At 68.2% G+C, this 22751-nt stretch carries 24 protein-coding genes; 12 read left to right on the forward strand and 12 right to left on the reverse strand.

The window, feature by feature from the left end:
- Positions 1 to 3: 3 nt before the first annotated feature.
- Together FOA17_RS03545 and clpS are read right to left on the reverse strand one after the other, a co-directional pair.
- Positions 4 to 987 carry a class I SAM-dependent methyltransferase gene (locus tag FOA17_RS03545; RefSeq protein ID WP_149140106.1) on the reverse strand — a complete coding sequence of 328 codons (984 nt, stop codon included), beginning with the start codon at positions 985 to 987 and terminating at the stop codon, positions 4 to 6.
- A 27-nt stretch (positions 988 to 1014) separates the two neighbouring features.
- Complete coding sequence (clpS, locus tag FOA17_RS03550; RefSeq protein WP_203232259.1) at positions 1015 to 1338, reverse strand: ATP-dependent Clp protease adapter ClpS; 324 nt, start codon at positions 1336 to 1338, stop codon at positions 1015 to 1017.
- A 132-nt stretch (positions 1339 to 1470) separates the two neighbouring features.
- Between clpS and FOA17_RS03555 the strand changes: the two genes are divergently transcribed.
- The 3 genes from FOA17_RS03555 (at position 1471) to FOA17_RS03565 (ending at position 4705) form a co-directional block, all read left to right on the forward strand.
- Complete coding sequence (locus tag FOA17_RS03555; RefSeq protein WP_149140108.1) at positions 1471 to 2175, forward strand: HAD family hydrolase; 705 nt, start codon at positions 1471 to 1473, stop codon at positions 2173 to 2175.
- Between the two features lie 171 nt (positions 2176 to 2346).
- Positions 2347 to 3960 (forward strand): D-alanyl-D-alanine carboxypeptidase family protein, encoded by a 1614-nt coding sequence (locus FOA17_RS03560; protein ID WP_149140109.1) that lies wholly within the window; start codon positions 2347 to 2349, stop codon positions 3958 to 3960.
- Between the two features lie 67 nt (positions 3961 to 4027).
- Positions 4028 to 4705 (forward strand): fumarylacetoacetate hydrolase family protein, encoded by a 678-nt coding sequence (locus tag FOA17_RS03565; protein ID WP_149140623.1) that lies wholly within the window; start codon positions 4028 to 4030, stop codon positions 4703 to 4705.
- Positions 4706 to 4759: 54 nt separating this feature from the next.
- On the opposite strand, the gene FOA17_RS03570 is transcribed toward FOA17_RS03565, so the two are convergent.
- A complete protein-coding gene (locus tag FOA17_RS03570; RefSeq protein WP_149140110.1) occupies positions 4760 to 6109 on the reverse strand; it encodes an ammonium transporter in 1350 nt (449 codons plus the stop codon).
- Between the two features lie 31 nt (positions 6110 to 6140).
- Positions 6141 to 6479, reverse strand: a complete 339-nt coding sequence (locus FOA17_RS03575) for a P-II family nitrogen regulator (protein WP_149140111.1) — start codon at positions 6477 to 6479, stop codon at positions 6141 to 6143.
- A gap of 260 nt (positions 6480 to 6739) precedes the next feature.
- Here FOA17_RS03575 and FOA17_RS03580 point away from each other — a divergent pair, with 260 nt between their 5' ends.
- A complete protein-coding gene (locus FOA17_RS03580) occupies positions 6740 to 9034 on the forward strand; it encodes a transglycosylase domain-containing protein (RefSeq protein WP_149140112.1) in 2295 nt (764 codons plus the stop codon).
- Here FOA17_RS03580 and FOA17_RS03585 read toward each other — a convergent pair.
- From FOA17_RS03585 to FOA17_RS20400, 3 genes are all read right to left on the reverse strand, one after another.
- A complete protein-coding gene (locus FOA17_RS03585; protein WP_149140113.1) occupies positions 9028 to 9744 on the reverse strand; it encodes an LrgB family protein in 717 nt (238 codons plus the stop codon). The genes FOA17_RS03580 and FOA17_RS03585 overlap by 7 nt on opposite strands.
- Positions 9741 to 10097, reverse strand: a complete 357-nt coding sequence (locus FOA17_RS03590) for a CidA/LrgA family protein (protein ID WP_149140114.1) — start codon at positions 10095 to 10097, stop codon at positions 9741 to 9743. The genes FOA17_RS03585 and FOA17_RS03590 overlap by 4 nt, the downstream gene beginning before the upstream one ends.
- A 67-nt stretch (positions 10098 to 10164) precedes the next feature.
- Positions 10165 to 11025 (reverse strand): GFA family protein, encoded by an 861-nt coding sequence (locus FOA17_RS20400; protein ID WP_149140115.1) that lies wholly within the window; start codon positions 11023 to 11025, stop codon positions 10165 to 10167.
- A gap of 148 nt (positions 11026 to 11173) precedes the next feature.
- Here FOA17_RS20400 and smc point away from each other — a divergent pair, with 148 nt between their 5' ends.
- Positions 11174 to 14629: a chromosome segregation protein SMC gene (gene smc, locus FOA17_RS03600; RefSeq protein ID WP_149140116.1), complete on the forward strand. Its 3456-nt coding sequence runs from the start codon at positions 11174 to 11176 to the stop codon at positions 14627 to 14629.
- Positions 14626 to 14976, forward strand: coding sequence for a hypothetical protein (locus tag FOA17_RS03605; RefSeq protein WP_149140117.1), 351 nt, complete (start codon positions 14626 to 14628; stop codon positions 14974 to 14976). The genes smc and FOA17_RS03605 overlap by 4 nt, the downstream gene beginning before the upstream one ends.
- Positions 14977 to 15006: 30 nt before the next feature.
- Here the strand turns inward: FOA17_RS03605 and FOA17_RS03610 are convergent, their stop codons facing one another.
- Genes FOA17_RS03610 through FOA17_RS03620 form a run of 3 tightly spaced genes read right to left on the reverse strand, consistent with a single transcriptional unit; the run spans position 15007 to position 17437 of the window.
- Positions 15007 to 15567: a hypothetical protein gene (locus tag FOA17_RS03610; RefSeq protein ID WP_149140118.1), complete on the reverse strand. Its 561-nt coding sequence runs from the start codon at positions 15565 to 15567 to the stop codon at positions 15007 to 15009.
- The gene (gene cbiB, locus FOA17_RS03615) at positions 15564 to 16475 is read right to left on the reverse strand and encodes an adenosylcobinamide-phosphate synthase CbiB (RefSeq protein WP_149140119.1); all 912 of its coding nucleotides are present in this window, start codon (positions 16473 to 16475) and stop codon (positions 15564 to 15566) included. The genes FOA17_RS03610 and cbiB overlap by 4 nt, the downstream gene beginning before the upstream one ends.
- Entirely contained in the window at positions 16472 to 17437 is a 966-nt protein-coding gene (locus FOA17_RS03620) for a threonine-phosphate decarboxylase (RefSeq protein WP_149140120.1), read from the reverse strand. The genes cbiB and FOA17_RS03620 overlap by 4 nt, the downstream gene beginning before the upstream one ends.
- Before the next feature lie 203 nt (positions 17438 to 17640).
- Between FOA17_RS03620 and FOA17_RS03625 the strand changes: the two genes are divergently transcribed.
- Positions 17641 to 17988 (forward strand): hypothetical protein, encoded by a 348-nt coding sequence (locus FOA17_RS03625; protein ID WP_149140121.1) that lies wholly within the window; start codon positions 17641 to 17643, stop codon positions 17986 to 17988.
- A 4-nt stretch (positions 17989 to 17992) separates the two neighbouring features.
- On the opposite strand, the gene FOA17_RS03630 is transcribed toward FOA17_RS03625, so the two are convergent.
- Positions 17993 to 18544 (reverse strand): L,D-transpeptidase family protein, encoded by a 552-nt coding sequence (locus FOA17_RS03630; protein ID WP_149140122.1) that lies wholly within the window; start codon positions 18542 to 18544, stop codon positions 17993 to 17995.
- Positions 18541 to 19722 (reverse strand): MalY/PatB family protein, encoded by a 1182-nt coding sequence (locus FOA17_RS03635; protein WP_149140123.1) that lies wholly within the window; start codon positions 19720 to 19722, stop codon positions 18541 to 18543. Before FOA17_RS03635 ends, FOA17_RS03630 begins: the two co-directional genes overlap by 4 nt.
- Positions 19723 to 19999: 277 nt before the next feature.
- On the opposite strand from FOA17_RS03635, the gene def (FOA17_RS03640) reads away from it, so the two are divergent.
- The 5 genes from def (FOA17_RS03640) to FOA17_RS19850 are packed head-to-tail and all read left to right on the forward strand — an operon-like array spanning position 20000 to position 22743.
- Positions 20000 to 20518 carry a peptide deformylase gene (gene def, locus FOA17_RS03640; protein ID WP_149140124.1) on the forward strand — a complete coding sequence of 173 codons (519 nt, stop codon included), beginning with the start codon at positions 20000 to 20002 and terminating at the stop codon, positions 20516 to 20518.
- Position 20519: 1 nt separating this feature from the next.
- Complete coding sequence (gene def, locus FOA17_RS03645) at positions 20520 to 21014, forward strand: peptide deformylase (protein ID WP_149140125.1); 495 nt, start codon at positions 20520 to 20522, stop codon at positions 21012 to 21014.
- A complete protein-coding gene (def, locus tag FOA17_RS03650; protein ID WP_149140126.1) occupies positions 21011 to 21514 on the forward strand; it encodes a peptide deformylase in 504 nt (167 codons plus the stop codon). Before def (FOA17_RS03645) ends, def (FOA17_RS03650) begins: the two co-directional genes overlap by 4 nt.
- Positions 21511 to 22407 (forward strand): methionyl-tRNA formyltransferase, encoded by an 897-nt coding sequence (fmt, locus tag FOA17_RS03655; protein WP_149140127.1) that lies wholly within the window; start codon positions 21511 to 21513, stop codon positions 22405 to 22407. The genes def (FOA17_RS03650) and fmt overlap by 4 nt, the downstream gene beginning before the upstream one ends.
- A 57-nt stretch (positions 22408 to 22464) precedes the next feature.
- Positions 22465 to 22743 (forward strand): EVE domain-containing protein, encoded by a 279-nt coding sequence (locus FOA17_RS19850; protein WP_203232260.1) that lies wholly within the window; start codon positions 22465 to 22467, stop codon positions 22741 to 22743.
- Positions 22744 to 22751 lie beyond the last annotated feature (8 nt).

A 22751-nucleotide genomic window follows, 5' to 3' on the forward strand; every position in this document is an offset into this window, starting at 1 on the left:
GCCTCAGCGGCGGTTGGGATGGGCGGCGCGGGTCAGGCGAAAGGCGTTGTCGCCCCCGATTTCCTCGACCTCGCGGAAGGCGGCCTTGAGCGCCGCGTCATAGGGCAGGTGCCGGTTCGCCACGAGCCAGAGCGTGCCATCGGGCGCCAGCATCCTTGCGGCGGCGCGCAGGAATGCAAGGCCAAGCGCCGGATCGGCGTCGCGGCCCGCATGGAAGGGCGGGTTGCAGACCACCGCCCCGGCCAGGTGCGGCACCTGCCAGGTGGTCGCATCGGCCCAGTGAAACTGGGCGCGCGCATCGTCGATATTGATCCGCGCGCAATCGAGCGCGGTCTTTTCGGCCTCGACCAGATGCAGTTCCTTGACCCCGGCGCGGGTCAGGATCGCGCGGGACAGATAGCCCCAGCCCGCCCCCAGATCGACCACGCGCGAGGGCAGCTTTGCCGGCAGCACCGCCGCCAGCAGCGCCGATCCCCGATCTGGTCCATCGGCGGAAAACACGCCGGGCAGGGTGGTGAAACCTTCGGTCGTCAAGGGCCGCGCCGCCCAATCGGCCAGGGCGTCGCTGGCGGGAAAGGCCGCGATCTTGCCATGGGCCTTGGCCAGCGCCTCGCCCAGCGGGACGCGGGCGCGCAGTTCCTTGAAGACGGCATCCACGCCATCGGTCTTTTGTCCGTCCACCACGACCAGCCCGCCGGGGGGCAGGGCGGCACAGGCCGCAGCCAGCATGGCGCGAGCCAGCGGTTTGGCGCGCGGCAGGCAGACGATCACCGCCGCCGCACTGTCGGGCATCGTCTCGGCGCAGGTCAGGCCGCGGGCGGCGAAATGATCGAAATCCGGGCGAAAGCCGGTGACGACCAGCAGCCGGTCGCGCGGCAATACCGAAAGATCATCGCCCGATTGCGGCCGCATGACCACGATCCGCCCCTCGGGCGGCAGGTCAAAGGCGCCACTGTCCAGCGCGAAGGAGAGGCGGGCGGCGCGCATGTCAGCGACGAGTGCCGGGCGCGCCGGTCACTCTTTCTCCATGGTGCATTGCAGGGGGTGCTGGTGGCGGCGGGCGAAATCCATCACCTGCGCGACCTTGGTCTCGGCGACCTCAAAGGAAAACACGCCGACAACGGCAAGGCCCTTCTTGTGGACGGTCAGCATGATCTCGAACGCCTGGGCGTGGTTCATGCCGAAGAACCGCTCCAGGATATGCACGACGAATTCCATCGGGGTGTAATCGTCGTTCAGCAGCAACACCTTGTAAAGAGGCGGGCGTTGCGTGCGCGGTTTGGCCTTGGTCAGGATCGAAGGATCCGATCCCGTGCCATTGTCGTTCTCCGAAGTCATCATCGGGCGAAGGGGCAAGTGCAGCCTCCGGTTGGCAGCGGAATCGGGACAGGTCAGGGCCACTATTATAGCGCGCTTGGCCGGAACGAAAAGGGGGTGGCGCAAATCCGCCACATCCGGCAGGGTGCCGCCATGACCGCGATCACCTTTATCGGCTTTGATGCCGACGACACGCTCTGGCAGAACGAGACCTTTTTCCGGCTGACGCAGGACAGGTTTGAAACACTGCTGGCCGATTATGCCGCCGCCGATCACCTGCATGACCGGCTTCTGGCGGCCGAGCGGCGCAATGTCGGGCAGTATGGTTTCGGGGTGAAGGGCTTTGTGCTGTCGATGATCGAAACCGCGATCGAGGTGACAGAGGGCCGGGTGCCCGCCAGTGTCATCGCGGAGCTGATGGCGGCGGGGCGCGAGATGCTGGCCCATCCGATCCACCTCTTGCCCCATGCGCGCGAGGCGGTGGAGGTGGCGGCCGCCCATGGCGCCAAGGTCGTGCTGATCACCAAGGGCGACCTGCTGGATCAGGAACGCAAGCTGGCGCAATCGGGCTTGGGCGATCTGTTCGACGGGGTGGAAATTGTCAGCGACAAGCGCGCCGCCGTCTATGCCCGGCTGTTCGACCGCCATGGCGTGCGCCCCGAAGCGGCGATGATGCTGGGCAATTCGTTGAAATCCGACGTGATCCCGGTGATCGAAACCGGCGGTTGGGGCGTGCATGTGCCCCATCCGCTGACATGGGCGCTGGAACATGCCGAGGCGCCGCGCGGAAATCCGCGCTTTGCGGCAATCGCCGATCTGTCGGGCCTGCCGGGGCTTTTGGCGCGGCTTTCCACCTGATCTTGTGTCGGACACGGCTTCGACCCTCCATATCTGGTGGAATGCAGGAATGCCACAGGCTAACTGTGCCGAATTTATGGGGTTTTGGACCCATCGACCCTGTGCTAGAGTTTCTGTCAAAGCCCCGGAAACAGGGGCGACGAGGCAGAAACGAAGGCAAGGGGAAGCGACGTGGTTTCGCGACTTGGGCAGTTCGTCCGCAATTTCGCATTGCTGGCTACATTCGTGGTCATCGCAGCCTGTTCGGCATCCAGACCGACCCCGTCGGGGGCCGCGCCCTATGCGGCCTATGTCATGGATGCCCGTACGGGCGAAACGATCTATGAAACGAATGCCGATGCGCGGCTGCATCCGGCCTCGTTGACCAAGATGATGACGCTTTATATCGCCTTCGAGGCGATCGAACGCGGTGAGATCAGCCTGGATACGATGGTCACGATCAGCAAACATGCCGCGGCGGAGCCGCCCTCGCGGCTGGGGCTGAAGCCCGGGCAGCGCATCGCCCTGCGCCACCTGATCCGGGCCGCCGCGATCAAATCGGCCAATGACGCCGCCACCGCCATCGGCGAGGCCATCGGCGGGTCGGAGGACAAGTTCGCCCAGCGGATGAACCGCACCGCCAAGGCGATCGGCATGACGCATTCCACCTTTCAGAACGCCAATGGCCTGACGCGCAAGGGCCACCTGTCCAGCGCGCGCGACATGTCCACGCTGGGCCGCCGGCTGTTCTACGATTTCCCGCAATATTACAACATCTTCTCGCGCCGCGAGACCGATGCCGGCGTGACCGATGTCGTGTCCACCAACCGCAAGTTCCTCGACATGTACAAGGGCGCGGATGGGATCAAGACCGGCTTCACCAATGCGGCGGGGTTCAACCTGACCGCCTCGGCGGAACGCAACGGGGTGCGGATCATCGCGACGGTGTTTGGCGGCACTTCGACCGCGCAGCGCAATGCCAAGATGGCAGAGCTGCTGGATCTGGGCTTTTCGCGGGTGAAACCCGGCAAGAAGGCCGTGCCGCCGGCGCCGCCGGTCTATGAGGCCGCGCCCGCCGCCCCGGTCGAAGACCCGGCCCTGGTGGCCGAGGCCACCGGCGAAGGCACGCGCGTCGTGGGGGCCAAGACCCTGCGGGTGAGCAGCGCCGTTGCCGCCTCGCCGCGGCCGCGCGCCCGTCCGGTCATCGCGGCCGAGCCGGTGCAACTGGCCGCGATCCCCGAAGCGGGTGCGGGCGACGATCCGATGGCCGAGATGATCGCGGCCGAGGTCGCGGTGAACGCGATGCAGGACGATATCTTTGGCGCGTTGGCCGAGGCCACGGGCGAAGCGCCGGCCTCCATGGGCGCCACGGTGCCGGGGATGCCGCCGCTGGATGATGGCAGCGTCGTCGCGCTGGCCGCTGCCGCCCCCGCCGCGATGCCGGAACCCGAGCCGGAGCCCGCGCATGTGCCGGTGGTCATCCATACCTCGACCCCGGTCGGGCAGGTGGTGGAACTGGCCGCGGTCGAACCCACCCCGGTCGAGGTGGTCACCCGCATCTCCACCTCGGGCGGGCGGCATTGGGGGGTGAATATCGGCCGCTTCCCCAGCCGGGTGGCCGCCGAACGCGCCCTGACCAAGACCATGCTGGAGGAAAGCGCCACGCTGAACGAATCGCTGCGCAAGATCGTGCAGCGCTCCAGCGGCTATGACGCGAATTTCATGGGGCTCAGCCAGAAACAGGCGGAACTGGCCTGCCTGCGTCTTCAGGCGCGCGGCACCCAGTGCTTTGCCATCGGGCCCTGATCCAGGCCCCTTGCGGTGCGGCAGGCCTCCGGGCAGGGTGACCCCCTGACCCGGAGGTTTCGCCTTGATGGACCACGTCTTTCCCCCGCCCGAACGCCCCAGCCTGCCTGTCGAGGGCAGCACGGCGCGTTTTCCCGTGCGGCGCATCTATTGCGTCGGGCGCAACTATGCCGACCATGCCCGCGAAATGGGTCATGACCCCGACCGCGAACCGCCGTTCTTTTTCAGCAAGCCGGGGGATGCGCTGGTGCCATCGGGTGCGCGGGTGCCCTATCCGCCGCAGACCGCTGACCTGCACCACGAGGCGGAGCTGGTGGTCGCCATCGGCACAGGCGGCGCCGATATCGCACCGGAGCGCGCGCTGGATCATGTCTTCGGCCATGCCGCCGGCAACGATCTGACCCGGCGCGATCTGCAAGCGGCGGCCAAGGCGGCGCGGCGACCCTGGGACATGGCCAAGGGCTTTGACCATTCGGCGGTGATCGGGGCGATCCGGCCCGGGGCCGGGCTTCCCGATGGCGCGATCCGCTGTGTTGTCGGTGGGGCACTGCGGCAAGAGGCGCGGCTGTCGGACATGATCTGGCCGGTCGCCGATATCATCGCGCATCTGTCGCGGCTGGTGCGGCTGGAGCCGGGCGATCTGGTGATGACCGGCACGCCTGCCGGGGTGGGGCCGATCCTGCGGGGGGAAACCTGCGTGGTGGAAATCGACGGTCTGGCCCCCGCGACCGTGACGCTGGTCTGAAATGCGAAAAGACCCGGGCGGGGTGCCCGGGCCTTTCCTGTCTTGCGGCCGGGATCAGCCGTGATAGGCGCTTTCGCCATGCGAGGTCTGGTCGAGGCCCTGACGCTCGCTGTCGCTGTCCACGCGCAGGCCCATGGTCATGTCCACCAGCTTGTAGAGCAGGAAGGAGATGACGCCGGTCCACACGATCGTCAGCGCAACCGATTCGATCTGGATCCAGGTCTGGGCGCCGATCGAATAGTCGTCGCCCTTGACGCCGCCCAGCGAGGCCGCCGAGAAGACGCCGGTCAGGATCGCGCCGATCATGCCGCCGATGCCATGGATGCCGAACACGTCCAGGCTGTCGTCATAGCCCATCTTGATCTTGATCACGGTCACGAAGAAGTAGCAGACCGCCGCGGCCACGACGCCCAGGATGATCGCGCCCATCGGACCGATGGTGCCACAGGCCGGGGTGATCGCCACAAGGCCGGCCACCATGCCCGACACCGCGCCCAGCATCGAGGCCTTGCCGCGCAGCACGCCTTCCAGCAGCGTCCAGGCGACGGTGGCGGCGGCGGTGGCGACAAAGGTGTTGATCATCGCGAGGCCGGCATTGCCATTGGCTTCGAGGTTGGAGCCGACGTTGAAGCCGAACCAGCCGACCCACAGCATCGAGGCGCCGATCATGGTCATCACCATCGAATGCGGGGCCATGTTTTCCTTGCCATAGCCCACGCGCTTGCCGATCACGAGGCAACCGACCAGCGCGGCCACACCCGCGTTGATATGCACCACGGTGCCGCCGGCAAAGTCGATCGCGCCGTGCTTGTAGAGCAGGCCGTTGGCATCCCAGACCATATGGGCCATCGGGAAGTAGCAGAAGGTCGCCCAGAGGATCATGAACACCAGCACGGACGAGAATTTCACCCGTTCCGCGAAGGCGCCGATGATCAGCGCGGGCGTGATCGCCGCGAAGGTCATCTGGAACGAGATGAACACGAATTCCGGTATCACATAATCGGCCGAGAAGGTGGCCGACATGCTTTCCATGGTCACACCGGCGAGGAACAGCTTGGCCGTGCCGCCCCAGAAGGCCGATTCACTGCCCCCGAACGAGAAGGAATAGCCGTAGATCACCCAGATGATCATCATGATCGCGGCGATCAGCGTCGTCTGCATCAGCACCGACAGCATGTTCTTGGTCCGCACCAGGCCGCCATAGAACAGCGCGAGGCCCGGCAGGATCATGAACAGCACCAGCACGGTCGAGATCATCATCCAGGACACGTCGCCCTTGTCCATGACGGGGGCGGCCTCGGCCACCACCTCGGTCGCGGCGGTCGTGGCTTCCTGCGCCCAGAGCGGCAGGGCCGTCAGCGCGCCAAGCGCCGTCAGGCCGGAAAGTTTCGTCAGGTTTTTCATGGTGTTGTCTTCCCCTTCCACCCGTATTCGCTCAGAGCGCGTCATCGTCGGTTTCGCCGGTGCGCACTCGCACGGCCTGTTGCACATCGAGGACGAAAATCTTGCCGTCACCGATCTTGTCGGTGCGGGCCGTGGTGCGGATCGTATCCACCACCTGATCGGCCAGGCTGTCGGTCACCACGATCTCCAGCCGGATCTTCGGCACGAAGTTCACGGCATATTCTGCCCCGCGATAGATTTCCGTATGGCCGGACTGCGAACCGAAGCCCTTGATTTCGGTCACCATCATGCCGCGCACACCGATGGTGGTCAGCGCCTCGCGCACCTCCTCCAGCTTGAACGGCTTGATTGCTGCGATGATCAGTTTCACGTGCGTCCCCTTCTCTGGCAGGCGGCCCTTTGAGGGGCCTTGCGAGGGATAGAAGGCGGGGCTTGCTGCAACTGCACAAGAAATCAGCCGGGTTTGACCGGGCCTTGCCGGGTGAAGTTGCACATTATTTGCACAATTCGAGGGGTATGCCTGAAAAATGGGCGAAATCGGTTTCCGAATCGTGTCGCTGGCCACTCCACATTTCCGGCGTGGCGGGTTAGGATTCCGCCCAAGCAAAAAAGCAATGCAGGCGTATGCGGATGAGTGGAGCGGGAAAGTGGCGTGCGCCGCTGGTGGCGGACCGTCGATACGGGGCTTCCGGGCGTGGCGGCGCCGGCGGGTCTGGTGGCACGGGCGGGCGGGGCGGTGCGCCGCGCAAGCCGGCCCCCAAGAAAGCCGCGCCGCGCAAGCCCCGGCGCAGCCCGCGCAAGCATGGCATCGTGATGTCGCTCATCCTCGGGCTGGTTTCGCTGGTCTGGCGGGTGGTCTGGGGCATCGGCTGGCGTGTCACCGCGCTGATCGGGCTGATCGTGCTGGGCGCGTCGTTCTATTTCTATCAGCAACTGCCGCCGGTCACCGATCTGGTGGATGCCCGCGCGCGCGGATCGGTCACCATGCTGGACCGCGATGGCCAGGTCTTTGCCTGGCGCGGCGAAACCTTTGGCGGCATGATCACCTCGGATCATGTATCGAAATACCTGCGCGAGGCCGTCGTCGCGACTGAGGACAAGCGCTATTACCAGCATTTCGGTATCAGCCCGCGCGGCATCGCCTCGGCCATCCGCATCAACCTGGCCGAGGGGCGGGGGCCGCTTTCGGGCAATGGCGGCTCTACCATCACGCAGCAGGTGGCAAAGCTGCTTTGCCTTGGGGTGGAATATGACCCGAAGGCCTGGAAATCCGAAGCCGATTACGAGGAGGATTGCCGCGCCGGCGGCGTCTGGCGCAAGGTCAAGGAAATCCCCTTCGCGCTGGCGATGGAGGCCCGCTATTCCAAGGCCGAGATCCTGACGATCTATTTCAACCGCGCCTATCTGGGCGCCGGGGCGCGCGGCTTCGAGGCCGCCTCGCAGCGCTATTTCGGCAAATCGGCGGCCAATGTGAATGCGTCCGAGGCGGCGATGCTGGCGGGGCTTCTGAAAGCGCCGTCGCGCTATGCGCCCACCTCGAACCTGCAACGCGCGCAGGATCGGGCGAATGTCATCATCGGTCTGATGCAGGAACAGGGCTATCTGACCAAGGCCGAGGCCGATGATGCCCGCAGCCGCCCCGCGCAACTGTCCGAGGCGGCGGCCAAGAATGCGGGCGGTTTCTTTGCCGATTGGGTGATGGAATCCGGCCCGACCTTCCTGACCAAGGAAACCACCGAGGATGTGATCATCCGCACCACGCTGGATCAGGGGATCCAGCGGCAGGCCGAGGCGGGGTTGGCCGCGATCTTTGACACCAAGGTCAAGGCCGGGTCCGAGGCCCAGGCCGCGATCGTGGTGATGAGCGCGGATGGCGCCGTGCGCGCCATGGTCGGCGGGCGCAAGACGCAAGGGGCGGGCAGCTTCAACCGCGCGACCCAGGCGCTGCGCCAGACCGGATCGACCTTCAAGCCCTTTGTCTATGCAGCCGCGCTCGATCTGGGATACAGCCCGCTCGACATCGTGGATGACAGCCCGCTGACGATGAATATCAAGGGCTCTGGCGCCTGGACGCCCGAGAATTACGACAAGAAGTTCAAGGGGCCGGTGACGCTGTTGCAGGCCCTGGCCGAAAGCCGCAACATCCCCGCCGTGAAGGTGTCAGAGGCCGTGGGCCGCGATGTGGTGCGGCAGGTCGCGTCGCAATTCGGCCTGAAATCCGATCTGGCGGCGGGGCCGGCGCTGGCGCTTGGCGCCTCGGAAAGCACGCTGCTGGAGATGACGGGCGCCTATGCCGGCATCCTGAACGGCGGGTCGTCGGTCACGCCTTATGGCCTGATCAGCCTGCAATTGCAGGGCGAGGATACCGATCTGATCGGCCAGGGCGGCGGTATCGGCGAGCGCGTGATCCAGACCGAGGCGGCGGAGCAGTTGATCTACATGCTCAATCAGGTGGTCGAACGCGGCACCGGCACCCGCGCGCGGCTGGGCGATCATCCGGTCGCGGGCAAGACGGGCACCACCAATGGCGCGCGCGACGCCTGGTTCATCGGCTTTTCGGCGCATTATGTCGTGGGGGTCTGGATGGGCTATGACGACAATCGCAAGCTGGCCGGGGTGACGGGCGGCGGTCTGCCGGCCGAGATCTGGAAAGAGGTGATGGCGCGCATCCACAAGGGGGTGCCGGCCACGCCGCTGCCCATGCTGCCGCCGCAACCGCGCCGGGGCAATCTGGCGGCGCAATCGGGGGTCGGGGCGGCGATCCCGGCGGGCAGTCTGCCGCAGGGTGGGGCGGGGGCCAGTTCGGGCAATGTGCCCGGCGCCTGGACCAATGGCGAGGTGCCGCAGGCCGCGCCCCCCTCGGGCGGCGACCCGCTTCAGGATGCGCTGAAAGAGGCGCTTGGCGCGACCGGCGGGCTTTACTGAAACAGCCGCAGCGCGAGCGGCGCCAGAAACGCCGTCAGCACCGCGTTCAGCCCCATGCCCAGCCCGGCAAAGGCGCCCGCTGTCGGATGCACCTGAAAGGCGCGGGCGGTGCCGATGCCATGCGCCGCCACGCCGGTGGCAAAGCCCCGCGCCCGCCAGTCGCGGATGCGCAGCGCATTGAGCAGCGGCGTGGTGCAGATCGCCCCGATGATCCCGGTCAGGATCACCAGCACCGCCGTCAGCGTGGGCGACCCGCCCAGCCGGTCTGAAATGCCAAGCGCGACCGGCGCCGTGGCCGATTTCGGCGCGAGCGAGGCCAGCACCTCGCCGTCGATGCCAAAGGCGACCGCCAGCCCAAGCGCGGACAGCACCGCCACCGACGATCCCGCCAGCAGCGCGGCCAGCAAGGGCAGCGCCGCGCGTTTTACATGGCCCAGATTGTCCCATAGCGGCAGCGCCAGCGCGACCGTGGCGGGGCCCAGCAGGAAATGCACGAATTGCGCGCCCTCGAAATAGACCGGATAGGGGGTGCCGGTCAGCGCCAGCAGACTGGCCAGCAAGACCACCGCGATCAGTACCGGGTTCACCCAGGGCCGCCGCCCGGCCGCCTGAAAGCAGGCAGCGCCGATGGCATAGGCGGCCAGCGTTGCGGTCAGCCACAGAAGCGGCCCTTGCGCGAGATAGGACCAGATCTCGGCGAAATCGGTCATTGCTCGAACTCCGTTCCGGTCAGGCGGGCCACGGCGGCAAAGGCCAGCGCCCCGGCGGCAATGGCGGCCAGGGTCGAGACGAACAGCACCACCACCAGCGCGGGGCCGTAAGCCACGATCTTGTCCAGATGCCCCACGACCCCGGTGCCCGCCGGCACGAAAAGCAGCGACAGGTTGCCCAGGATGCCGGTCGCCAGCGGGCGCAGCACCTCGACCAGACGGGGGAACAGGGCAAAGCCCAGCAGCAGGATCAGCATGCCGGTGACGGGGCCGGGCAGGGGTGCCCCGGTCAGGCGGGTGAGGGTTTCGCCCGCCAGTTGCGCGGCAAGCAGGGTCAGCAATGCGGGGATCATGGGGCCTCCTGAAATCGTGCGCAGGATGCCCGCAACCGTGCGGGACCGGAAGCCCCCGCCGTGCCGGTCAGGTGCGATTGTTCAGGTTCGACATTCCGGCTGGCCGGCGGAAGGTCAGGCTGGTCGTGCGGTCAAAGCCGGGATGGCGGGTTTCGCCGATCTGGGCAAAGCCCATGGCGCGGAAGGCCGCGTGGTTTTCCACCAACTCCACCCGGCTTTGCAGCTCCAGCTCCGGCAGGCCCAGATCCTGCGCCCGGCGCGCGGCCAGATCAATCAGCCGCCGCGCCAGCCCGCGCCGCCGGGCAGAACCGGCGGTGGCAAGCTTGCCGATATACAGCGCGCCGGGTTTGAGCGTGAAAAACACGCAGGCGCGCGGTTCGGGGCCGATCAGCCAGACCTCGCCGTCACGGGCCTGCCTGCGGATATCGTCTTCGGTCAGGCGCTGCATTGACGAGGGCGGGTCGATCCGCCCCTCCATATCGGCAAAGGCCGCGCGGATCAGCGCCAGCACCGGGGCGGCGTCATCCTCGGGGCGCATCCGGTGCGGCGGCGGGTCGGCCAGTGCGGTCCAGGGCAGGTGATCCTGCATGTGAACCTGCGTTTCCGCCCGGAAATCGGCGGCGCGGTCCAGCGTGGCGGCATGCAGGTGAACCTCGCCCGGGAAGCGGGCGGCGCGATAGGCCAGCGGGCTGCCGCAGATGCCGCAGCGATCCCAGAAGGTGCCCGGGCTGGTCGAATGGCTCTGGCGTGGCGGGCCGTGCCAGTGCAGCGCCGCTTCTGGCGCGCCCAGATAGCTGGCGAAACCGGCGCCGGTCGCCTTGCGGCAGGACCGGCAATGGCAATGCGCCGTCCAGAGCGGCGGCGCGGTCAGTTCATAGCGGGTGGCGCCACAGAGGCAGGCGCCGGAGAGGGGCGGTTCAAGGGTCATCGACCGATGACACGACAGGCGCCGCACGCGGTCAAGAGGGGCAACATCTTGTGGATAACCGCCCGCAGCCCAGCAAGGATTTGGGGTAAGGTCATTGACTTTCACGCCCCAAACGCCTGACCATACGCCCCCCTGACAGGAGATTCCCTTGCGGTTCACCCGCCTGCGCCTCAACGGTTTCAAAAGCTTCGTCGATCCGACGGAGCTAGTGATCCATGACGGGCTGACCGGCGTCGTGGGGCCGAATGGTTGCGGCAAGTCCAACCTGCTGGAGGCGCTGCGATGGGTGATGGGCGAAAACCGCCCCACGGCGATGCGTGGCGGCGGGATGGAGGATGTGATCTTTGCCGGCGCCGCCACGCGGGGCGCGCGCCATTTCGCCGAGGTCGGGCTGATCATCGACAACGCGGACAGGCTGGCGCCCTCGGGCTTCAACGAGGCCGATACGCTGGAAATCGTGCGCCGCATCACCAAGGATGCCGGCAGCGCCTACAAGGCCAATGGCAAGGATGTGCGGGCGCGTGATGTGCAGATGCTGTTCGCCGATGCCTCGACCGGGGCACAGTCGCCTGCACTGGTGCGGCAGGGGCAGATTTCCGAACTGATCAACGCCAAGCCCAAGGCGCGGCGCCGGATCCTGGAGGAGGCCGCGGGGATCAGCGGCCTGTATCAGCGCCGGCACGAGGCGGAGCTGCGGCTTTCGGCGACCGAGCAGAACCTGTCGCGCGTCGATGACGTGCTGGAGCAACTGGCGACGCAACTGGCCACGCTGGCCCGTCAGGCCCGGCAGGCCGCGCGGTATCGCGAGATCGGCGAGGATCTGCGCCGCAGCGAGGGGATGCTGCTCTATCGCCGCTGGCGCGAGGCAGATCAGGCCCGGGCCGAGGCCGAGGGCGGCCTGCGCGAAAGGCTGCTGGCGGCGGCAGCAGCCGAGAAGGCGGCCCGCGCCGCCCAGACCACGCGCGAGGCGGCCGAGGCCGCCATGCCCCCGCATCGCGAGGAGGAGGCCATTGCCGGCGCCATCCTGCAACGGCTGGTGGTGGAGCGTGATGCGCTGACCGATCAGGAAACCCGCGCCCGGCAGGTGATCGAGACGCTGAATGGCCGTATCGCGCAACTGGTCCGCGACATGGAGCGCGAGGCCGGGTTGAACCGCGATGCGGGCGAGACCATCGCGCGGCTGGATTGGGAACTGGCGCAGCTTCTGCGCGCGCATGAGGGTCATGACGACAAGCTGGCCGAGGCGACCGAGATCGCGCGCGAGGCCGGCGCCATCCTCACCGATCGCGAGGCGCAGCTGAGCGAACGCACCGAAGATGTGGCGCGGCTGTCGGCGCGGCACCAGTCGGCGCAACGCCTGCTGGCCGAAGGGCGGGTGACGCTGGACCGGGCCGAGGCCGAGGCTTCGCGCGCGCGGGAGGCGGTGCAGGCTGCGACCGAGGCGCAGGAAGTGGCCGCCGAGGCGCAGGAGGCCGCCGCCATCGCGCAGGAGGAGGCCGCCGAACTGGCCATCGCCGCCGAAGAGACGCTGGCCGCCGCCGAAGAAGCCCGCGCCAGCGCCCAGACCCGCGAGGCCGAGGCCCGCGCCGCGCGCTCGGGCGCCGAGGGCGAGGCCAATGCGCTGCGGGCCGAGGTGGCGGCGCTGGCGCGGCTGGTGGAGCGTGAGGCGAGCGCCGGGACGCAGGTGCTGGATCAGGTCACGGTGACGCCCGGCCATGAGGCGGCGCTTGGGGCGGCGCTGTCGGACGATCTGCGCGCGCCGGAACTGGCGGGGGCGGCGCGGTCGGGCTGGGCACGACTGCCCGATTACGACGCCGACCAACCGCTGCCCGCCGGCGTGGCGCCCTTGGCCGATCATGTCACCGTGCCCGCCGTGCTGCGCCGGCGCATCGCGCAGATCGGGCTGGTCTCCCGCGCGGCTGGGGATGCGTTGCAATCGGCCTTGCGCCCGGGGCAGCGGCTGGTCAGCCTGGAGGGCGATCTGTGGCGATGGGACGGTTTCCGCGCCGGGGCCGAGGATGCGCCCTCGGCCGCGGCGCTGCGGCTGCGGCAGCTCAATCGTCTGGTGCAGCTCAAGCGCGATCTGGAGGAGGTGGCCGCCCGGGCCGAGGGCGCGCGGCAGGCGCATGAGGCGTTGCAGGCGCGGCTTTCCGACCTCAACCGTGCCGATCAGATGGCGCGTGAGGCCCGCCGCTCGGCCGATGCGCGGCTGACCGAGGCCGGGCGGGCCTTGGCCCGGGCCGAGGCCGACCGCGCGCTGGCAGGCGGGCGGCTGGAGGCGGCGCGCCTGTCGGTCACCCGGTTCGAGGATGAAAGCCTTGCCGCCCGCCGCCGGCTGGCCGAGGCCGAGGCCGGGGCGGTGGCGTTGCCCGATCTGGACGGCGCGCGCAGCGCGGTCGAGCAGCTCAAGATGGCGGTCGAGGCCGCGCGCATCACCATGATGTCGGCCCGCGCCGGGCAGGATGAGGTGCGGCGCGAGGGCGAGGCCCGCATCCGCCGCCGGCAAGAGGTGCAGAAGGAGCTGTCGGGCTGGAAGCACCGGCTGGAGACCGCCGAGAAGCGCAGCGCCGAACTGGCCGGGCGCAAGGCGGAGACCGAGGCGGAACTGGTCGAAGCGCTTGAACTGCCCGAGGAAATCGCGATCCGGCGCGAGGATCTGGCCGAGGCGATCGAGGGCGCCGAAGCGCGGCGCGCCCGCGCGCAGCAGGCGCTGACCGTCGCTGAAACCGCCCTGCGCGAGGCGCAGATCGCGGAGCGCGAGGCCGAACGGCTGGCGGGTGAGGCCCGCGAGGCCCGCGCCCGCGCCGATGCCCGGGCCGAGGCCGCGCGTCTGGCGGTGACCGCCTGCGCCGAGCGGATCCGCGAGGAGATGGAGGTTTCGCCTGCGCAACTTCTGGAGCGGCTGGCCGTCGATCCTGAGGCGATGCCGGGGGCCGAGGCGCTGGAAACCGATGTGAACCGCCTGAAACGCCAGCGCGAGGCGCTTGGCGCCGTCAACCTGCGTGCCGAGGAGGATGCCAAGGCGGTGCAGGTCGAACATGACACGCTGGCGCAGGAAAAGATCGACCTGGAGGAGGCGATCAAGAAGTTGCGCGCCGGCATCCAGGGCCTGAACCGCGAGGGGCGCGAGCGGCTTTTGACCGCGTTCGAGCAGGTGAACGGGTCTTTCGGTGCGCTGTTCACCCATCTGTTCGGTGGCGGCGAGGCGCGGCTGGTGCTGGTCGAATCCGACGATCCGCTGGAGGCCGGGCTGGAAATCATGTGCCAGCCGCCGGGCAAGAAACTCTCTACCCTGTCGCTGCTGTCCGGGGGCGAGCAGACGCTGACCGCGCTGTCGCTGATCTTTGCGGTGTTCCTGGCGAACCCCGCGCCGATCTGCGTGCTGGACGAGGTGGATGCCCCGCTGGACGACGCCAATGTGACGCGCTTTTGCGACCTTCTGGACGAGATGACGCGGCGGACCGAGACCCGTTTCCTGATCATCACCCACCATGCCGTGACCATGGCGCGGATGGATCGGCTGTTCGGGGTGACGATGCAGGAACAGGGGGTCAGCCAGCTTGTCTCGGTCGATCTGAAGAAGGCCGAGGCATTGGTGGCATGACGGATGACGAGGCAGAGGCCGCGCTGAGGGCGGCCGGATTTTGCGGGATCGAGGCCGAGGCGGGCGTGATCTATGCCCGCATCGCCGCACAGGCGCCGGAGTTCAGGGCCGAGGCGACCGAGGCCGGCTGGCGGCTGGTGCTGCCCTGGAACGTGCGCCCACCTGCCGCCGCGATGGACGATTGGAACAGCCGCATGGGCTCTGCCCGGATGCAGGTCATCGCGGGCGAGGCGGCGCTGGTCTTGCCTTGGCCCGAGGATTTGGCGCAATGGGCGGCGCTGGCGGCCGAGGCGGAGGCGCATTTCATCCGCTGGCGCCGGGCGCGGCGCCCGGCCGAGGGGATGTGACACCCGCCTTTGCCCCGCCTTTTTGCGGCGTCAGTCCAGCTTGTGAATGAGGTCGCCGCAGGCGATCACGCCATCCTGTTCCACCGAACAGAGGATGCCGCGCAGCCGCAGCGGCGGGTGGCCGGGGGCGGTGATCCAGTCCTTTGCATCCCTGCCATAGCGCGCCTTCCACTTGACGCAGCCATCGTTGAACACGTCGCTTACGCGGATCACCGCGCTGCCGATGCCCAACAGGGTGCCGGCGGGCAGGTTGGCCTCTGACGTTTCCAGATCGGCGATGATCGTGTCGCCGGGGTGCGGCGTGGCTATGCGGTCGCGCCAGACCAGATCCATCACCCGGCGCGGCAGGATCGACACCTGGATGCGCGGATCGCCGCGCCCATCGGGACCCTTGAGCCAGGGCGCGGTGGTGAACCTTTCGCCCGGCACGCCCGCGTCGCGGGTCAGGTTCAGGCTGTCGGGAAAGCTGCGCTGGTTGAAGCCGGGCCGAAAGCACAGTTGCAGGACCGGAGTCGCGGTCCGGGGGGCCGCCAGCACATCGGGCAGCGCCTGCATCAGGCTTTCCATCGTCACGAAATCCGGGTTTGTCATGTCAGCACCAGCAAAAGGGTCAGGACGAGCATCGCCCCCCAGGCCCGCCAGAGCGCGCGGCAGGCGGCCTCCACCTCGGGCGCGCCGATCTCGCGCCGGCCTTCGGGGAAGACCCAGGGAAATTCGCGCCGTTCGCCATGATAGCTGCGCGGGCCGGACAGTGCCACACCCAGCACCACGGCCATCGCGGCCTCGGGCCAGCCGGCATTGGGGGAGCGGTGCAGGGGGGCATCGCGCAGGATGATGCGCGCGGCATCGAAGCGGCCATGTGCCACAGCCAGCAATAGCGCGGTCAGGCGCGCGGGGATCAGGTTCAGCAGGTCGTCAAAGCGGGCGGCCGCCCAGCCGAATTCCTCGTGCCGCGGGGTGCGGTGGCCGATCATGCTGTCGGCGGTATTGGTGATCTTGTAGAGCATCAGCCCCGGCAGGCCGCCGAGCAGATACCAGAACAGCGGTGCGATCACCCCGTCCGACAGGTTTTCCGCGGCACTTTCGATCGCGGCGCGGGCGATGGCCGGGCCTTCCATTGTGGCGGTGTCGCGGCCGACGATACGGGCCACCATACGCCGGGCCTCGGGCAGGCTGTCGCGCTGGCCGCGCGCCACGGCGGCGACGTGATCGACCAGGCTGCGCTGCGCGAGCAGGATCGCCACCACCAGCAGTTCCAGCAGGCCGAAATCCGGCAAGGCATGGATCGCGGCGCCCAGCAACAAGGCCCCGCCCCCCATCAGCGCCATGGCCAGCACCCCGCGCAGGCGTCGCGCCGGGCCGCGGTTCAGCTGGCGGTCACAGAACGCGACCACCCGCCCCATCAGCACCGCCGGATGCGGAAACCGATCCCAGAGCCATTTCGGCTCGCCCAGGGCGGCATCCAGCAGCATGGCGGGCAAGAGGATCGCCGCGCTCATGCGGCGGGCTCCGGCGTGGTGGCAAGGGCGGCCTCAAGCCGCGCCCAGCCCTGCGCGGGCGGCAGGCCAAGACGCAGCCAGCGGGTCGAATAGGGGAAGATGCGGCTCCAGATCCGGTGGCGCGCCAGATGGGTTTGCCAGCGCGCGGCGTCCTCGACCTCATACAGCCGGAACAGCGTCGTGCCGCCCGCGAGGGCCGCGCCCTGTGCGGTCATCAGCGTATCCAGCCGCGCGCTGTCTTGTGCCAGGCGGCGGCGGGTTGCCTCGGCCCAGGCGGTGTCGCGCAGCGCCTGCGCGCCGATATGCAGCGCGGGGCCAGAGACCGCCCAGGGCCCGAGCAGATCCGCCAGATGCCCCGAGGGGCCGGTCAGCGTGTCGCGCCGCGCGATGGCAAAGCCCAGCCGCGCCCCCGCAAGGCCCCAGAACTTGCCAAAGCTTTTCAGGATCACCACGCCCGGTTCCGCCGCGCGGGCGATCTGGCTTGCCTCTGGCGTCACGTCGCAAAAGCTTTCGTCGATCACCAGCAGGCGCGGGGCGGTTTCGGTGGCGGGCCAGAGCCGCCCGTCGGGGTTGTTGGGATGCACGATGACCCGCGCCGGGGCGGGGCCGTCGCCGACGGTCAGGCCGGCGGCGCGAAAGGCGCGGGCATGTTCGTTATAGGTCGGGCCGGGGATGCTGGCCGCCGTCGGGCTGAGTGCCGGCATCCGCGCAATCAGCGCCGAGGCGCCGGCCGCCGCTACGATCTCGGCCCCGTCGGGCACGCGCCAGAATTCCCGCGCGGCCGCCAGCAACGCGGCCTGCGCGCCGTGATCGGGCAGGGCGGTCCAGGCCTCGGCCGGCAGGGGCGGAACGGGCCAGGCTTCGGGGTTGATGCCGGTCGAAAGGTCGATCCACTCCGCCCGGCTGCCGCCGAATCGGGCCGCCGCCGCGTCAATCCCGCCACCGTGATCGGCTTTTTCCACCCGCGCCCCCCGAGCCTTGTCTTCGCTGCCAGATTGCCGATCCGCACGGCAAAGGCAACCGGGGCTGCGCGTCGCATTCGTGCAACAGTCATGTCACATTCATGCACCTGTCGTGAAGCGGCGGCAGAGTGTCGCAGCGTTGACTTGATTTTAATCCATTCTGCCCGAGACTTGGTCAAAGCAGGGCAAGCGGAGGATAGGCCATGCTGGAACATCTGCCGGAAGACGTGCGGGAAGGCCTGAAACTTGCGCTGGCGCGCCGCCTGCGTCGCTCGCGCTTGCGCGTGCAGATCGGCGAGGCGGTGTTTCCGGTGATCGGGCTCACCGACTCGACGCTGACCTTTGACGCCGACAGGGTGCCGCGCCTGCGCGGGCTGGTCGATGTCTATGATGGCGCGCGCCATATCCTTCAGGCGCTGATCGTGGCGTCGGAATCGGAAAATGGCCGGATGATCTGCCATTTCAAGCGCAGCACGCTGATTTCCGACCATCCGCCGCTGGATTATGCGCGCGACCCCGATGCGCCGGCAGGGTTGTTGCCGCGCCACTGATCCGTCAGGGGCGCAGCTCGACCTCTGTGCCGATTGCGACGGCGCGCCACAGTTCCTCGATCTCGGGGTCCGAAACCGCGATGCAGCCAGCGGTCCAGTCGCGGCGCAGCACCGGCTGGCCCTTGCGGCCATTCGGCTGGCCATGGATGAAGATGTCGCCGCCCGGGCTATAGCCGCCGGCACGCGCGCGCGCCACGTCCTCGGGCTGCGGGTAATCGAGGCCGAGCGACAGGTGATAGGCGCTGTTCGCATTGCGGCGGTCGATGCGGAACCGCCCCTCGGGGGTGCGGCCATCGCCCTGGCGGGTCTTGTCGCCCTCTGGGGCAAAGCCAAGCGCGATGCGATAGGTCTTGAGCGCGCGCCCGTCGCGGAACACCGTCATGCGGCGGGCGGATTTCTCGATCAGGATGCGGTCCACCGGGCCTTGCAGCGCAATGTCGGGCGGGGGCGGCTGCGACGGGCGGGGCGCGGGCGGCCAGAACAGCGCCGCCGCCGCCAGAGCGGCCAGCAGCGCCAGAAGCCAGACCTGCCGGGGCCGCCGCCGCCCTGCCGTCATTGCAGGTCGCGGAAGGCGTCTTGCAGCCGGGCCACGGCCTCGGCCACCTGGGCGCGCGGCGCGGCAAGGTTGAAGCGCAGGAAGCTTTCGCCGCCCAGACCGAAGCTCGCGCCGTGGTTCACCGCGATTCTGGCGCCCTTTTGCACCCGGTCGATGAATTCGGCCGTCGCCATGCCGGTGCCGCTGCCATCGACCCAGGCCAGATAGGTCGCCTCAAGCGGCATGGACCGCAGGCCCGGAATGGCGTTCACGCCCGCGTCGAACAGCCGGCGATTGCCGTCGAGATAGTCCACCAGCGCATCCACCCAGGCCGCGCCTTCGGGGCTGTAGGCCGCCGTCGCCATGAACAGGCCAAAGGAATTGGCCGAAATGCCAAGCGCGTTCATCCGCGCGGCAAAGCGCGCCCGCAAGGCAGGGTCGAGGATGATGACATTGCCCGAATGGCTGCCGGCGATGTTGAAGGTCTTGGTCGTGGCCGACATCACCACCAGCCGGTCGGCGATTTCGGGTGCCGCCAGCGGCATGACGGTGTGTTTGGCGCCCGGAAAGACGAGGTCGTGGTGGATCTCGTCCGACACCAGGATCAGATCGTGTTTGCGGCAGAAATCGGCGACCTCGCGCAGTTCCGCCAGGCTCCAGACCCTGCCGCCGGGATTGTGCGGCGAGCAGAGGATCAGCATCCGGGTGGTGGGGGTGACCTTGGCCTCCCATTCCGACGTATCAAAGGTATAGCGGCCCTCGGTGACGGAAAGCGGGCATTCGATCACCTCGCGCCCGGCGCCGCGGATGACGCGGGCAAAGGCATGGTAAACCGGGGTCATCAGGATCACGCCATCGCCGGGCTGGGTGAAGGCATCGACGCACATCGCCGTGCCGTTCACCAGGCCATGCGTGGTAAAGATCGCCTCGGCCGGCACATCCCAGCCATGGCGGGTCTTCATCCACCATTGCACGGCGGCCAGATATTCGGCGTCATCGCCGTAATAGCCATAGATGCCATGGGCGGCCATCTTCTCCACCGCCTGTTGCACGCAGGTGGGGGGGCGGAACTCCATGTCGGCGACCCACATCGCGATGCCATCCCGCGCGGAAACGCCATAGAGCTTTTCCATCATGTCCCATTTCACCGAATGGGTGCCGATGCGGTCGATCGTTTCGTCGAAATTGGGCGCAGTCATGATTGTCCTTCCTGTTCGCGGCAAGCCTAGCGGGTTGGCCATGGGCCGCAAGGCCCGGCGCGGCAAGGGTAGGCGGCGGGCCTATCTGGTGCAAGATTGCCGGTCTTGTGTCGGAAATACCACGATAAAGCGTGATATGATGGGATATTCTGGCGGAGTTTAAGATAATTCTGAGATAATGTTTCCCGCAACGCCCCTGTTCCCCCGCACCCGCCAACAGCTTTCCCACCGGCGTGGCGGCATTGCGCGCGGGCGGGCAAGCGCGTAAATCATTGCCATGATACGCCCTATCCTGATCCATCCCGACCCGCGGCTGAAAAAGCTCTGCGATCCCGTGGCCGAAGTGACGCCCGAGATCGTGAAGCTGGCCGAGGACATGCTGGAAACCATGTATGACGCGCCGGGCGTCGGGCTTGCCGCGCCGCAGATCGGCGTGACCAAGCGCCTGATCGTGCTGGATTGCAGCAAGGAGCCGGAGCCGCAGCGCCCGCTGGTGATGATCAACCCGGAAATCCTCTGGTCCTCCGAGGATCTGTCCTCTTATGAGGAAGGGTGCCTGTCGATCCCCGATCAATACGCCCCGGTCGAACGCCCGGCCGAGGTGCGGGTGCGCTGGACCGCGATGGATGGCAGCGTGCAGGAGGAACAGTTCGCCGGGCTTTGGGCGACCTGCGTTCAGCATGAAATCGACCACCTGAACGGCAAGCTGTTCATTGATTTCCTCGGGCCGCTCAAGCGTCAGATGATCACCCGCAAGATGGAAAAGCTGAAGCGCGAACGCGCGCGGCAGGCCTGACATGGCGGTCTTGCCGATCGTCCTGTGGCCCGATGCCCGGCTGTCGATGCGCTGTGCCGAGGTGGCCGAAATCACCGAGGAGATCGGACGCCTGGCGGCTGACATGCTCGATACGATGTATGCCGCGCCGGGGCGGGGTCTGGCCGCGCCACAGGTCGGCGCCCTGCAACGGGTCTTCGTGATGGATGTGACCTGGAAGGACGGGCCGCGCAGCCCGCTGGTCTGCATCAACCCCGATATCCTCTGGATGTCGGACGAGCGCGCGACCGGCCCGGAGGGGTGTCTTTCAATCCCCGGGATCACCGCCGAGGTCAGCCGCGCCCGCGCGATCCGGCTGCGCTGGACCGGGCTGGACGGCGTGACCCGCGAGGAAGACATGACCGGCTTTGCCGCCATCTGTGCCCAGCATGAATTCGATCATCTCGACGGGATCGTGACCCTGCGGCGCCTGTTGCCCGAGGCCCGCGCCCGCGCCGAAGCGGAGTATCGCGCATGAGCCCGCGCCCCTGTCTCTTGTGGCCCGACAAGCGGCTGCAAACCCCCGCCGCGCCGGTCGAGGCGATCACCGATGAGGTGCGCGCGATCTGGCGCGACATGGTGGACACGATGGAGGCGATGCCGGGCTATGGCCTCGGTGCGCCGCAGATCGGGGTGATGCAGCGCCTTGCCGTTGTCGATTGCAGCGAGGAGCGCGGCAAGGCCGTGCTGATGGCCAACCCGGAGGTGCTGCATGCCAGCGTGCAGTTCCGCGAGCATGAGGAGGCCAGCCCCAACCTGCCCGGCGTCTCTGCCGTGATCAGCCGCCCGCGCGCGGTGACGGTGCGGTTTCTGAACGCCGACGGGGGGATCGAGGAACGCGATTTCGTGAACCTCTGGGCGACCTCGGTGCAGCATCAGATCGACCATCTGAATGGCCGGATGTTTTTCGACCATCTGAAGCCCTTGAAGCGCAAGATGCTGATCCAGAAGGCAGAAAAGCTGCGGAGGCGCGCGTGAGGGTCGTCTTCATGGGCACGCCGGATTTCGCGGTTCCGGTGCTGGAGGCGCTGGCCGCCGCGCATGAGGTGGTTTGCGTCTACAGCCAGCCGCCGCGCCCTGCCGGGCGGGGCAAGAAGGATCGCCCCTCGCCGGTGCAGGCCCGGGCCGAGGCGCTTGGCCTGCCTGTGCGCCACCCGACCCGCCTGCGCAGCCCCGAGGCCCAGGCCGAATTCGCGGCGTTGAAGGCCGATGTGGCGGTGGTGGTGGCCTATGGGCTGATCCTGCCGCAGCCGGTGCTGGACGCGCCGCGCCATGGTTGCCTGAACATCCATGCCTCGCTCTTGCCGCGCTGGCGTGGGGCGGCGCCGATCCATCGGGCGATCATGGCGGGCGACGCCGAAACCGGCATCTGCATCATGCAGATGGAGGCGGGTCTCGATACCGGCCCGGTGTTGCTGCGCGAGGCGACGCGCATCGGGCCCGAGGAAACCACCGGCGCGCTGCATGACCGGCTGAGCGGGATGGGCGCGCGGCTGATCCTGTCGGCACTGTCGCGTCTGCCCGATCTGGTGCCCGCGCCGCAGCCCGAGACCGGCGTGACCTATGCCGCCAAGATCGACAAGGCCGAGGCGCGCATCGACTGGTCCGCCCCCGCCGCCGAGGTGGATCGGCTGATCCGTGGCCTGTCGCCCTTTCCCGGCGCCTGGTGTCTGGCGGGCGAGGAGCGGGTGAAACTGCTGGCCTCGCGTCTGGTTGAGGGGCAGGGCGCGCCGGGGCAGGTGCTGGGTGGCTTGCGCGTGGCCTGCGGCACCGGCGCGATCGAGATCACCCTGGCGCAGCGCGAGGGCAAACGCGCCATGGTGCCCAGCGATTTCCTGCGCGGTTTCGCGCTACCCGACCGGCTGAGCTGACGCTGACAGAATCTGTCAGCAGGGCCATGGCATGACGGCGACGAAGGGAGCCGTCTCATGTCGATACACATTCCGCGATACTGGGTTGTCACCACCTCGGCCGATCATGCCCGGGTGGGGCAGGAGTTGGGCATGGTGCAGGCCTGCCATGGCAAATCCGCCCCGCTGCGCCGGATGCGGGCGGGCGATGGCGTGATGATCTATGCCCCGCGCGACCGCTTTGTCGGTGGCCGCCCCTTGCAGGCCTTTGTCGCCCTGGGCCTCGTGGCCGATGACCGGGGCTGGCAGGCAGACATGGCAGGCGGCTTTCGCCCGTTCCGCCGCGCGGTTCATTGATCGCCGGC

It is taken from the genome of Gemmobacter caeruleus (assembly GCF_008271655.1).
In the GTDB taxonomy this organism is placed as follows: domain Bacteria; phylum Pseudomonadota; class Alphaproteobacteria; order Rhodobacterales; family Rhodobacteraceae; genus Gemmobacter; species Gemmobacter caeruleus.